Origin of the sequence: Pandoraea soli (genome assembly GCF_902459595.1) — a bacterium.
In the GTDB taxonomy this organism is placed as follows: Bacteria; Pseudomonadota; Gammaproteobacteria; order Burkholderiales; family Burkholderiaceae; genus Pandoraea; species Pandoraea cepalis.
In genome coordinates this window covers 107,032-119,484 of the sequence record NZ_CABPSG010000004.1, presented here as the reverse complement: position 1 = coordinate 119,484, position 12,453 = coordinate 107,032, and the positions used below count along the sequence as shown (strand labels likewise).

Below are 12,453 nucleotides of genomic sequence, written 5' to 3'. Positions count from 1 at the left end.
CTTAGGCTCAGTCGCGGGTCAACGTCATTCGTCGAGGATGCCGGCGGCAACGAAGCCGCCATCGACCGCGAGCGTTTGGCCGGTCACGAAACTCGCCCCCTCCGACGCGAAGAACGCGACCGCCGCGGCAATCTCGCTCGGCTGGCCGTAGCGCTTCATCGGCACCTGGCGCAGATAGGTCTCGCGCGCCTGCGCCGAGTGATGCCGGGTGAGCGGCGTCTCGACCGGTCCCGGCGCGATCGCATTCGCCGTGATCCCCGACTGGGCAAGCTCGATCGCGATCTGGCGCGTAAGCCCCATCATCGCTGTCTTCGACGTGCCGTAGCCAGTGCGCCCGGCGCCGGCGCGGATGCCGCTCGTCGATGCGATGTTGACGATCCGGCCCCACTGGCGCGCACGCATGCGACGCGCCGCGTGCTGCGCGAGCGCCAACGGACCGGTTACATTGATCTCCATGATGCGGCGGAACGTGTCGAGCGGGAAATCGATGAATGGCTTGAGGCTCGCGATACCGGCGTTGTTGACAAGCACGTCGCACCGGCCATGACGTTCGTCGAGCGCGGCGAAGAACTGTTCGATCGAATCGTCGTTACCCACATCGAGCGTCATGGCGTCGGCGCGATGTCCGCGCGCCATGATCGCCGACGCCACGGTCTGCGCAGCCTCCAGCTCCAGATCGCTGACGATCACCGTGAACCCGTCGTCGGCCAGCCGCTCAGCGATCGCCGCGCCGATGCCGCCCGCGCCGCCCGTTATCACCGCGACCCGTGAATCTGCTTGCATGTCTTGCTCCTGTGTCGAATTCGAGACGTCCGCGCCAAACGTCGCGCGCGCCGATGAAATTGTGGGATCAATTGCGGAATCGATGATGGGTATGGGCGTGATGTCACGCATCGCCCATGTCTTGCATCACGTGATGGGGACCATTGCGCAGCTCTGGCCGCCATCGACGGGCAAGCACACGCCCGTGATAAATCGGGCTTGGTCCGAAGCGAGAAAGACGGCCGCATTGGCCACATCCCACGGGTCGCCCATGCGGCCCATCGGCACCATCTTGTTGCGTGCCTCGATCATGGCTTCCACGCTGCTGTACTGCGACGCGATCTGCGTATAGATCAACGGGGTGTGAATCGCACCGGGAAGCACGCAATTGGCGCGGATGCCGTGGCGCGCGTACTGCATCGCCATGCTGACGGTGGCCTGATTCACGGCCGCCTTCGAGGCCGAGTAAGCGAAGTACGGATAGCCGGTCCACCCCAGCGACGCGAGCGACGAGATATTGACGATGACACCGCTGCCGCGCTCGATCATATGTGGCAAGACGGCCTTGGCCGTGCGATAGACCGAGCCCAGGTTCAATTCGATGGCGAGGTGCCACGTCGCTTCGTCCAGCTCGACAGGCCCACCCATGTGCGTCACGCCCACGTTGTTGTGCAGCACGTCGATGCGCCCAAGGCGCGAGAGCGTCTCGGCAACCGCTTGTGCCACCGACGTGGCGTCCGTGACATCGGCACGCACGGCGAGCGCCGTGCCCCCCGCCTGCTTGATCGCATCAGCCGTGCCGTCGGCCAAGTCGCCGTCGAGATCGACGCAACACACGCCAGCGCCAGCGCGCGCATAGGCGACCGCCGCCGCTTTGCCATTGTTCCAGCCATCGCCGCGGCAGCCCGCGCCGAACACGATGACGGTCTTGCCATGCATCGACGCCGTGGCGTTCATGGATTCGTTCATTCGTCGCCTCTCGACCTCATCAGTCTTCATAAATCCATAATGTGGACTTTATCTAAAACGGAATACGTTGATCGAAGGATAGGAGATTACCCGTACTTGTGAATAGTGCTCGTTAACCACGATTCATAAAGGAAAGGTAATCCCTATAATTTTCGCAAGGTTACGTACAAAAGCCATCCACAATGTGAATTGATCAACCATTAATTCACACATGAAATTCAGAATCAACAATCCACAATGTGGAGTTTTATAAATGATTCAATCTTCAGCCGATGAAACGCCGCCGCAAGGCGAAGCCACGACGGCCGCCGTAGTGCCGATCGAACGAGACGGCTCACAAAGCATCGACCGCGCGATGGCGCTACTCAACCTGGTGTCGGCGCAGAGCCGGGTCGGCATGCCGTTGCGTGAACTGGTCGCGCAAAGCGGCCTTAAGCAGCCCACCGTGCACCGCCTGCTCGGCGCGCTCACGCGAGCCCGCCTGATCGAGCAGGATCCGCAAAGCAAGCGCTATCACCTGGGCATCGAAAGCTACGTGTTGGGCACGCTGGCGGCCGAGCGCTTCGGCGCGCATCGCATCGCCGTGGGCAGCGTGGTGCGGCTCGCCCATCAGTCGGAGGACACCGCTTTTCTGACCGTACGTCGCGGCGATTACGCCGTTTGCATCCATCGTGAGGAGGGCGCGTATCCGGTGCGCGCGCAGGTGCTAACGATCGGGGACTGCCACCCGCTCGGCGTGGGCGCCGGCGCCATCGCGCTATTGGCGGCACTGGACGACGACGAGGTCGAGCAAACGCTGAGCGCGAACGCGGCGAGTTATCGCGAACATTACCCGTCGATCACGCCCGAGGGGCTGTGGGCGCTGGTGCGCGAGACGCGCGAACGAGGCTACTCGATGCATCGCGGCTTGGTTCACCCCGGCTCATGGGGCCTGGGCATCGTGTTCCACGACGAATCGGGCACCCCGGCCGGCGCACTCTCGATCGGCGCGATCGAGAGCCGAATGGGCGAGGACCGTCAGCAAAAGCTGGTTCGCATGCTGCAGTCCGAGGTACGCAATATCGAGACACGCCTGAAACAACGGTCAGACGCCCGCCCCGCCGACGCGTCGGTGACGGCAGTTCGCGCCGGTCGCCGCGCGAAGTAAGCAAGGCCCGTCGCCGGACGGCGACGACAACGAGCGCCCCTCGCACGCGCCAACAAAACGCCTGGAGACACCTTGAATCTGCCCTCCCATCGACACCTGAAGCAGCCTGGCCCCCCAGCTGCGCAGCGGATCGAATCCATCGCCGGCGATGCCCTGTCGCTCACCTTCGCCCTGGCCGGAGGCCAAAGCTTGCGCGATGCCATTCTCGGGCCGCTCGAAGCCGCCGGCATAGCCGCAGCGACCGTGCGCATCGAAGGCCTGCGACTGCGCTCGATGCGCTATGTCCGCCCAGCGGCGTCGCCCGACGACGAGCACGTGGCGTTCTATAGCGAGCAGCACCGTATCGACGACCCCGTCACCATCGAGCTGGCCTGCGCGACCGTGGGACGCCGCGACGGCGGACCGTTCATTCATTGCCACGCCATGTGGCGCACTGCCGACGGTCGTTGGCAGGGGGGCCATATCTTCTCCGACCAGGTGATCGTCGCGCAGGACACCGAGGCGCGCGCGTGGGGCGTCGCCAACGCCGAGATGCGCGCGGACTTCGATGCCGAAACCAATTTCACGCTGTTCCGCCCGGTGCCCATCGAGGCCCCGCGCAAGCCAGTGTCGACGTCTACCGACCGCCGATGCGTGGTCGCGCGCATTCGTCCCAACGAGGATCTCGTGCAGAGCATCGAGCAGGTTTGCCGCGAACATGGTCTGCGCGCGGCAACGATTCGCGGCAGTGTCGGCAGCATCGTCGGCGCGCGCTTCGAGAATGCCGCACCGGTCGACGATATCGCCACCGAGATCTTCGTGCTCGACGGTGTCGTTGCCGAGGCCGCGAACGGACCGCGTGCGACGCTCGATATCGCACTGATCGACCCGCGCGGCAACATTCATCAGGGCCGCCTGGCACGCGGCGACAATCCGGTGCTGATCTGCTTCGAACTGTTCCTGGAGGAGTCCCTCGCCGTCGAGAGCGCCGCATGACGCGATACACCCTCTCGCACTGGGGCATCTACGAGGCCGGCGTCGACGATACGGGCAAGACCCGTCTGCGCCCGTATGCGAAAGACAGCGACCCTTCGCCAATCGGCACGTACCAGACCGCCGATTCGCTGCGCGCATTGCGCGTTCGCCGTCCGTCCGTGCGGCGCGGCTGGCTAGAGAATGGACCGGGAAGCGCCACGCATCTGCGCGGCAAGGAGCCCTTCGTCGAAGTGCCATGGGACGTCGCGCTCGATCTCGTCGCGAAGGAACTTGCGCGGGTTCGCGAGACCTACGGCAACACGGCGATTTTCGGCGGATCCTATGGCTGGGCGAGCGCGGGACGGTTCCACCACGCCCAGAGCCAGGTGCATCGTTTCCTGAACTGTGTCGGCGGTTACGTCCGCCATCGCGATTCGTACAGCCTCGGCGCGGCGCACGTGATCATGCCGCATGTCGTTGACGACATGAACGAGTTGATCAGCTATCACCATTCGTGGGACGTGCTCGCCGAACACACAGAACTTTTCGTGACCTTCGGCGGCGTGCCACAGAAGAATGCCCAGTCGGCACCGGGCGGCGTCGGGCGTCACCGCGTTCCTGGTGGGCTGCGCGCGATGCACGATGCCGGCGTCAAGTTCGTCAACGTCGGCCCGGTCTCGGACAATCTCGACACCGGCGGCGAGGTCGAATGGGTCGCGTCGCGCCCCGGTACCGATACGGCCTTGATGCTCGCGCTCGCGTGGGTGCTGCGTCACGAAAACCTGCACAGCCCCGCGTTCCTCGCCTCGCACTGCACGGGATACGACGAATTCGAGCAGTATCTGCTCGGACATGTCGACGGCATTCCGAAGACGCCCGCGTGGGCGGAACCGATCACCGGCGTGTCAGCCGACACGATCACCGCCCTCGCGCGCCGCATGCACGCGAGCCGCACGATGCTCAACGTCGCATGGTCGTTGCAGCGCGCGCATCACGGCGAGCAACCGTTCTGGATGGTCGTCACCCTCGCGGCGATGCTCGGCCAGATCGGCCTGCCCGGCGGCGGCTTCGGCGTCGGCTACGGCTGCGTGAACACCTTGGGCACGCCGCACGACAAACTCGGCGGACCCACGCTGCCGCAAGGCCGCAATCCGGTCAGCGAGTTCATTCCCGTGGCGCGCATCGCCGACATGCTGCTCAAGCCCGGCGAGCCGTTCGACTACGACGGCAAGCGCTATCGCTATCCCGACACGCACCTGATCTACTGGGCCGGCGGTAATCCGTTCCACCACCACCAGGACATCAATCGTCTGTTGCGCGCCTGGCAGAAGCCCGACACGATCGTCGTCCACGACCAATCGTGGACTGCAACCGCGCGATACGCCGACATCGTGCTGCCGATCTCCACGTCGCTGGAGCGCGACGACCTCGGCTACGCGTCACAGGAAGCGATCCTGATGTGGATGGCGAAGATCGACGAGCCGGTCGGCGAATCGCGCGATGACTTCACCGTCTTCGCGGGTCTCGCGCAACGACTCGGCGTCTTCGCGGAATTTACCGAGGGCCGCGACGCCGACCAGTGGTTAAGGCACATGTACGAGGAGACGCGCAAGCGCTATGCGCGCGCCGACATCGCGTTACCGGACTTCGACAGCTTCCGCGACGTGGGTATGGTCGATCTTCATTCACGCGCGCGACCGGTGGTGATGCTCGAGGCGTTTCGCGCCGATCCCGCCGCCGCGCCGCTGAATACGCCATCAGGACGCATCGAGCTGTATTCGCGCGAGATCGCCTCGTTCGATATTCCTGACTGCCCGGGCCACGCGTGTTGGCTGCCGCCCGCCGAATGGCTCGGCGCACCGCTCGCGACGACCTATCCGCTGCACCTGCTCTCGGACCAACCGCGCAACAAACTGCACAGCCAGCTCGACGGCAGCCCTTACAGCGCCGCCAACAAAGTTCGGGGCCGCGAGCCCCTCTACCTTCACCCGCGCGACGCCGCCGCACGCGGCATCCACGACGGCGACATCGTCGAGGTGTTCAACGCGCGCGGCCGCTGCCTCGCGGGCGTGCGCATCACCGATCGCATTCTGCCCGGCGTGGTGCGGATGTCCACCGGCGCCTGGTACGACCCGGAACCGGACACCGGGCGCGACAAGCACGGCAATCCCAACGTCTTGACAGCCGACGTGCCGGCCTCGGGCCTGTCGCAGGGCTGCGCCGCGCAGTCATGCCTGGTCGAGGTCAGTGCGCCGGTCACCCACCCGCCGCCGGTGAGTGCCTTCGATTTACCCCGCTTCACGACTGAAATCACGACCGAAATCACTGCCGCAACCGCCGCACCGACCGAGCGCCACTAGCGCCCGGTCGCATCAGGCACCCAAATCCAAAAAAGCAATCTTCAGGAGACACATCATGCAGAGCCTTTCCCGCCGTTCGATGCTGAAGCTTTCCCTGGGTACGGCGATCGCGGCCCCGGCGATCCTCAAGCACACGCGCGTCTACGCGGCCGACTTCACGCTGAAGTACGCCAACAACGCGCCGATCACCCACCCGCTGACGGTACGCATCACTGAGGCCGCCGAGGCCATCCGCAAGGAGACGGGCGGCAAGGTCGACCTGCGCGTGTTCCCGAACAACCAGCTCGGCGGCGACACCGACATGCTGTCGCAGTTGCGCGCCGGCGCGCTCGACTTCTTCACGCTGTCGCCGATGATCCTCTCGACGCTCGTGCCCAAGGCCGCGATCAGTGGCGTGGGCTTCGCGTTCAAGGGGTACGACCACGTGTGGAGCGCGATGGATGGCGAGCTGGGCGACTACGTGCGCGCGCAGATCGAGCGCGGCGGCCTGCACCCTTTCCCCAAGATCTTCGACAACGGCTTCCGCCAGATCAGCTCGTCGACGCGAACGATCAAGACGCCTGACGACCTGAAGAGTTTCAAGATTCGCGTCCCCCCGTCGCCGATGTGGACCTCCATGTTCCAGGGCTTCGGCGCGGCACCGCTCACCATCAACTTCGCGGAAGTCTATTCGGCGCTGCAGACGAAGATCGCCGACGGACAGGAAAACCCGCTGGTCACGATCAATTCGGCCAAGCTCTACGAAGTGCAGAAGTATGTGGCAAAGACCAACCACATGTGGGACGGCTTCTGGTTCCTGTCGAACCGCGCGTCGTGGGCCAAGCTGCCGGCGGAAGTCCGCAAGGTAATCGAAGACCAGATCACGGCCGCCGCGCTCAAGCAGCGCACCGATGTCGCCGCGCTCAACGACTCCCTCGAAAAGGACCTCGCCGCGAAAGGCATCGCCTTCAACTCGGTCGACGCCGCCGCCTTCCAGAACAAGCTGCAGACCGCCGGCTTCTACAAGGAATGGCAGGGCAAGTTCGGCGAGCAGGCCTGGGCACTGCTGCAAAAGAGTGCGGGCCGCACGCTCTGAGCCCCCACAGGCCTTTCGAAGGAGACAGCGTATGAACCGCGCCAGGCTGGAGACTCGCATGAACAAAGGCATACTGCCGGCAGCCCCTGCCCAGGGGGGGCTGATCGCCGCGCTGCAATCCACCTTGGCGAAGTGTGTCGAGTTGCCGGCCGCACTGCTCGTGCTGGCCGAGATCGTCACGCTGTTCGCCGGGGTCGTCAGTCGCGCCGTATTCCACAGCCCGCTGGTATGGTCAGATGAGCTGGCCTCGATCCTGTTCATCTGGCTGGCGATGCTCGGCTCGGTAATTGCCTTGCAGCGCGGCGAACACATGCGCATGACCGCTCTGGTCGGCCGCATGAACGCCGGCCGGCGCGCGTTCCTCGACGTGCTGGCGATCGCCACACCGCTCGCGTTCCTGCTGCTGTTCATGCCGAGCGCTTACGACTTCGCGGCGGATCAGGCCTTCATCACGACACCGGCGCTCGAAATTGCCGATTCGTGGCGGGCCGCCGCGATTCCGGTGGGCTGCGCGCTGATGGTGCTGACCGCGCTGCTGCGGCTGGTCCGTCACGGCAACTTGCGCATGGTCGTCACTGCCGCGGTAACGATCGGCGCGATCGTCGGCGCGCTGCTGCTCGCGCAACCCGTGCTACGCGGGCTTGGTAACGTGAACCTGCTGATCTTCTTCGTCGGCTTCGTGGCGCTGATGGTGCTTACCGGCGTGCCGATCGCCTTCTCGTTCGCGCTCGCCACCTTCGGCTACTTGTCGCTCGGCACGACCACGCCGGTCGTGATTCTGGCGGGTCGGATGGACGAAGGCATGAGCCACTTGATCCTGCTCGCGGTGCCGCTGTTCGTGTTCCTCGGCCTGCTCATGGAGATGACGGGCATGGCGCGCTCGATGGTGGCGTTCCTCGGCAGTCTGCTCGGCCACGTGCGCGGCGGCCTGCAGTATGTGCTGATCGGCGCGATGTACCTCGTCTCCGGCATCTCCGGTTCGAAGGCAGCCGACATGGCCGCGGTCGCGCCGGTGTTGTTCCCGGAGATGCAACGCCGAGGCGCCAAACCCGGCGACCTCGTCGCGCTGCTCGCCGCCACCGGCGCGCAAACCGAGACGATTCCGCCGAGCCTTGTGCTGATTACCATCGGCTCAGTGACCGGCGTATCGATTGCGGCCCTGTTCACCGGCGGCCTGCTGCCCGGCGCGATCCTCGGCGTCACCCTTTGCACCCTGGTGTGGTGGCGCTATCGCAACGAGAAGGTGGACAGTGGCGCGCGCGCCTCAGGTCGGGAGATCGCGAAGAGCTTCGCCATCGCGCTGCCCGCACTCGCGCTGCCTTTCGTGATCCGTGTCGCGGTGATCGAGGGCATTGCCACGGCGACGGAAGTGTCGACCATCGGCATCGTCTATTCGGCCGCGATTGGGATACTGATCTATCGGCGCTTCGACCCCAAGCGGGTCTATCCGATGCTGGTCGAGACCGCCTCGCTGACGGGAGCGATCCTCTTGATTATCGGTGCGGCGACCGGCATGGCGTGGTCGCTCACGCAGTCTGGCTTCTCGACGATGCTCGCTGCAGCGATGCGCGACGTTCCGGGCGGGCCGGTCGGCTTCATGGCGATCTCCATCCTGGCGTTCATCGTCCTGGGCAGCGTGCTGGAGGGCATTCCCGCCATCGTGTTGTTCGGCCCGCTGCTGTTCCCGGTCGCGCAGAGCGTGGGCATCAACGAAGTGCACTATGCGATGGTGGTCGTGCTCTCCATGGGCATCGGCCTGTTCGCGCCGCCGTTCGGCGTCGGCTACTACTCCGCCTGCGTCATCAGCAAGGTTCATCCCGACGAGGGCATGCGGCCCATCGTCGGCTACATCGTCGCGCTGGCCGTCGGCCTGGTGCTGGTCGCCGCCGTGCCTTGGCTCTCGACGGGCTTCCTGACCTGATCTTCCCCGTTTCACGCCTGAAATCCGGTTCTGCCAACGCGGCGCGCGCTGCCATGCAGCGCGTGGCCCGACTCGCGCCGGGACACGTCCACTTTGCACAGGAGACTTTATGAGCACCGTTGCATCCCCACCCGCCGATACCTTGACTGCGCTTGCGCAGCGCGCGCATCGCATTCGCCACAACGCCATCACCATGGCCGAGGTCCAGGGCCAGGGCTACGTCGCGCAAGCGCTGGGTATCGCCGATGTGCTGGCCGTCGCCTATCTGCACGCGATGAACGTGCGGCCGCACGAGCCGGAATGGGAGGCGCGCGATCGCTTCCTGCTGTCAGTCGGCCACTACGCCATCGCGCATTACGCCGTGCTCGCCGAGGCCGGCTACTTCCCGAGGGAGGAACTCGTCACCTATGGTTGCGACGACAGCCGCCTGCCGATGTCGGGCATGATGTCATACACGCCGGGCGCGGAAATGTCGGGCGGCTCGATCGGGCTGGGCCTGCCGATGGCCGTGGGTATGGGACTTGGCCTCAAACGCAAACAGTCGACGTCGTTCGTCTACACGCTGATGGGTGACGGCGAGCTTGCCGAAGGACCGACCTGGGAAGCGGCCACATCGGCCTCGGCGTTCAAGCTCGACAACATCATTGCCGTCGTCGACGTCAACGGCGTGCAAGCGGACGGCCCGTCGACGCTCATCATGCCGACCGAGCCGCTGGTGCAGAAGTTCGAGGCGTTCGGCTTCTACACACAACGCGTGAATGGCAATGACCTGGCCGCCGTGCTTCAAGCCTTCGACAATGCCCGGTCGCACGACCAGCCCGTGCCGCGCATCATCATCTGCGACACCAAGATGGGCAAAGGCGTCGATTTCCTCGAAGCCCGCGAAAAGAATCACTTCATCCGCCTCGACCCGCCCGAGTGGCAACGAGCATTCAGCGCGCTCAACGCGCAAGGGAGCGCAGCATGAACACGTCCGTAGCCGATAATCCGACGACAACCCAAACCCGTCAGAGCGCCATACCCGCCACGCCCGCCATCATCGCGTCGTCGGTCGACGAGGGACACCGCACACGCGCCACACCATTCGGCAAGGCGCTCGTGGCACTGGCCGATGCGCGTCCAGAGATCGTCGGCATGAGTGCCGATCTCGCGAAATATACGGACATGCACATCTTTGCGCAGGCCTATCCGGAGCGCTTCTACCAGATGGGCATGGCCGAGCAGTTGATGGCGACCGCCGCGGGCGGACTGGCCAAGGAGGGCTTCATTCCGTTCGCGTCGACCTACGCGACCTTCGCCGCGCGCCGATGCTACGACTTCATCTCGCAGGGCGTCGCCGAGCAGGATGCCAACGTCAAGATCATCGGCGGACTACCGGGCCTGACCACGGGCTACGGTCCCAGCCATCAGGCCACGGATGACATCGCGATCTTTCGCGCGATGCCCAACCTGACCGTGATCGATCCGTGCGACGCCCTGGACATCGAGCAGATCGTGCCGGCCATCGCCGACCACCCCGGTCCCGTCTACATGCGTGTGCTGCGCGGCAACGTTCCGCTGGTGCTCGACGAGTACGACTACAAATTCGAACTTGGCAAAGCCAAGCCGATACGCGATGGCAACGATGTCCTGATCATCTCGACCGGCTTCATGACCATGCGCGCCCTCGACGCCGCCAAGGCACTGGCGACGGATCGCGTCGACGTGGCGGTGCTGCACGTGCCGACGATCAAGCCGCTCGACGAGGCGACCATCGTGCGCGAGGCAGCGCGTGGCGGGCGTCTGGTGGTCGTTGCGGAGAACCACACGGTGGTCGGTGGTCTGGGCGAAGCGGTAGCAGGTGCGCTCATGCGTGCCGAGGTATCGACGCGCTTTCGCCACATCGGTCTGCCCGACCAGTTCCTGGACGCGGGCTCCCTACCGGTGCTGCAGGATCGCTATGGCATATCGCGCAAAGCGATCATCGCATCGATCAAGCATTGGTTAGGGTGACGTGGGCGGAGTGAGGCGCGACAGGCCAGCGCGATGACGGATGCCCCCCCGCCTTACATGCCCGGCACCCGCCGGGCACGTTCGCTATCGGGGACGGTCGACGACGTCAGGGCTGCCACGCGCCGTTCACAGGCCGGTGCTTCCTGACCGGTCTTTCGACCCAGGGGCGGGAACGTCGCGCCCCCCCAGAAACGGAAATGGCGGCGCCACCTTGAAATCGGCCGAGACCTCACCGCTGAAGGTATTGCGCTGATCCTTGCCGAGATCGAGCCGCTTCACGGGCGCCCCGGCCGCGAAATCAACCTTGTTCAGATCCACCCAGAACGTGTTGGGCGTAAGCGCCGATTCAAAGAAATAAAGCATGCGCTTGTGATCGACGACCGTGCGCCAACGCGTCGACGAAATATTCGGCTCGCCCGGCGTCGTGATGCCGAACGGCACCGACGCATTGCGAATGACACTGAACACGCTCGCCAACGCCTCGACCGGCGATTCGGTCTTTGGAATCGCATTGATGTAGAACGACGCTCGCGCAAAGCGATCCGACGAGCGATTCGTCCCCGGAAGGAACGTCGTTCCGCCAATCTGCTTCCAGTAACTGTTCAACGCCAGCTGCTCGTCGAACGTCGGCGAATTGGTCATCACCTGATACTGGCGGCCGTGGTGAATCACCTGCCGACCGTTGATGTACTCGACGATGGCACTGTCGCCCGACTTGTCGGACATCGACAGGTGCAGCGTCGCGATCCGATCCTCGCCGGGCACGTTGTCCGTCACGATCGTGAACGGCGTCTTCTCCAGCGCCGCCACGGCTTGTGCGACCGTCGCGAAGTTATCCAGCACGTACTGCGCCCAGGCCGCGATCGTCAGCCCCGGCTTCGCCCCCTTGTCGAACGTCGGATACTGCGACTCCACCAACCAGAGCAACTGCGCCGACAGCCCCTTCTCGTTGACGCCGTCGGTCGTCGACACGTCGTAGCCCGTGGCCACCACGCTGCCGTACTTCGCCGTCCAGCGAAGCGAGTTGGGCCCCGCCTCGCCCGAGCGCGTCATGCCGCGCGGCAACACATAGAGATTGGTGGCGACGTCGACCCTCCAGTCCATCGAGCGCGCGGTAATCACATCGTCGTTCGCGCCGAGATACACCACACGGGTACAGGCCAGTGCCGACAGCGGGGACAGGGCAAGCGATGCGGCGGCGACGAGACACGGCAAGGTCTTGACGAACATTCGGGGCATGGCGATACCTCACGTTGGAGAGACGGTTGCGCAA

At 64.9% G+C, this 12,453-nt stretch carries 10 protein-coding genes; 7 read left to right on the top strand and 3 right to left on the bottom strand.

From position 1 onward, the window contains the following. Positions 1 to 24: 24 nt before the first annotated feature. Together PSO31014_RS09125 and PSO31014_RS09120 are read right to left on the bottom strand one after the other, a co-directional pair. Positions 25 to 783, bottom strand: a complete 759-nt coding sequence (locus PSO31014_RS09125) for an SDR family NAD(P)-dependent oxidoreductase (RefSeq protein ID WP_174976456.1) — start codon at positions 781 to 783, stop codon at positions 25 to 27. A 126-nt stretch (positions 784 to 909) separates the two neighbouring features. Beyond that, positions 910 to 1,731: an SDR family NAD(P)-dependent oxidoreductase gene (locus tag PSO31014_RS09120; RefSeq protein WP_150551342.1), complete on the bottom strand. Its 822-nt coding sequence runs from the start codon at positions 1,729 to 1,731 to the stop codon at positions 910 to 912. A 253-nt stretch (positions 1,732 to 1,984) separates the two neighbouring features. Between PSO31014_RS09120 and PSO31014_RS09115 the strand changes: the two genes are divergently transcribed. From PSO31014_RS09115 to PSO31014_RS09085, 7 genes are all read left to right on the top strand, one after another. Continuing rightward, complete coding sequence (locus PSO31014_RS09115) at positions 1,985 to 2,878, top strand: IclR family transcriptional regulator (RefSeq protein WP_150551341.1); 894 nt, start codon at positions 1,985 to 1,987, stop codon at positions 2,876 to 2,878. Between the two features lie 72 nt (positions 2,879 to 2,950). After that, positions 2,951 to 3,853, top strand: a complete 903-nt coding sequence (locus tag PSO31014_RS09110) for a PCC domain-containing protein (protein WP_150551340.1) — start codon at positions 2,951 to 2,953, stop codon at positions 3,851 to 3,853. Further along, positions 3,850 to 6,192, top strand: coding sequence for a molybdopterin-dependent oxidoreductase (locus PSO31014_RS09105; RefSeq protein ID WP_150551339.1), 2,343 nt, complete (start codon positions 3,850 to 3,852; stop codon positions 6,190 to 6,192). The genes PSO31014_RS09110 and PSO31014_RS09105 overlap by 4 nt, the downstream gene beginning before the upstream one ends. Before the next feature lie 55 nt (positions 6,193 to 6,247). Beyond that, entirely contained in the window at positions 6,248 to 7,267 is a 1,020-nt protein-coding gene (locus PSO31014_RS09100) for a TRAP transporter substrate-binding protein (protein WP_150551338.1), read from the top strand. A gap of 58 nt (positions 7,268 to 7,325) precedes the next feature. After that, complete coding sequence (locus PSO31014_RS09095) at positions 7,326 to 9,188, top strand: TRAP transporter large permease (protein WP_150551337.1); 1,863 nt, start codon at positions 7,326 to 7,328, stop codon at positions 9,186 to 9,188. 109 nt (positions 9,189 to 9,297) lie between these two features. Beyond that, positions 9,298 to 10,155, top strand: a complete 858-nt coding sequence (locus tag PSO31014_RS09090; protein ID WP_150551336.1) for a transketolase — start codon at positions 9,298 to 9,300, stop codon at positions 10,153 to 10,155. Continuing rightward, a complete protein-coding gene (locus tag PSO31014_RS09085; RefSeq protein WP_246176561.1) occupies positions 10,152 to 11,180 on the top strand; it encodes a transketolase family protein in 1,029 nt (342 codons plus the stop codon). Before PSO31014_RS09090 ends, PSO31014_RS09085 begins: the two co-directional genes overlap by 4 nt. Positions 11,181 to 11,306: 126 nt before the next feature. Here the strand turns inward: PSO31014_RS09085 and PSO31014_RS09080 are convergent, their stop codons facing one another. After that, positions 11,307 to 12,419 carry a linear amide C-N hydrolase gene (locus PSO31014_RS09080; RefSeq protein ID WP_217424911.1) on the bottom strand — a complete coding sequence of 371 codons (1,113 nt, stop codon included), beginning with the start codon at positions 12,417 to 12,419 and terminating at the stop codon, positions 11,307 to 11,309. Positions 12,420 to 12,453: the final 34 nt, after the last annotated feature.

Bases quoted from the DNA above. Each gene is read 5' to 3' on its own strand.
- PSO31014_RS09125 (WP_174976456.1), bottom strand. From the start codon at position 783: ATGCAAGCAGATTCACGGGTCGCGGTGATAACGGGCGGCGCGGGCGGC.
- PSO31014_RS09090 (WP_150551336.1), top strand. From the start codon at position 9,298: ATGAGCACCGTTGCATCCCCACCCGCCGATACCTTGACTGCGCTTGCG.
- PSO31014_RS09080 (WP_217424911.1), bottom strand. From the start codon at position 12,419: ATGCCCCGAATGTTCGTCAAGACCTTGCCGTGTCTCGTCGCCGCCGCA.
- PSO31014_RS09120 (WP_150551342.1), bottom strand. From the start codon at position 1,731: ATGAACGAATCCATGAACGCCACGGCGTCGATGCATGGCAAGACCGTC.
- PSO31014_RS09115 (WP_150551341.1), top strand. From the start codon at position 1,985: ATGATTCAATCTTCAGCCGATGAAACGCCGCCGCAAGGCGAAGCCACG.
- PSO31014_RS09095 (WP_150551337.1), top strand. From the start codon at position 7,326: ATGAACAAAGGCATACTGCCGGCAGCCCCTGCCCAGGGGGGGCTGATC.
- PSO31014_RS09105 (WP_150551339.1), top strand. From the start codon at position 3,850: ATGACGCGATACACCCTCTCGCACTGGGGCATCTACGAGGCCGGCGTC.
- PSO31014_RS09085 (WP_246176561.1), top strand. From the start codon at position 10,152: ATGAACACGTCCGTAGCCGATAATCCGACGACAACCCAAACCCGTCAG.
- PSO31014_RS09100 (WP_150551338.1), top strand. From the start codon at position 6,248: ATGCAGAGCCTTTCCCGCCGTTCGATGCTGAAGCTTTCCCTGGGTACG.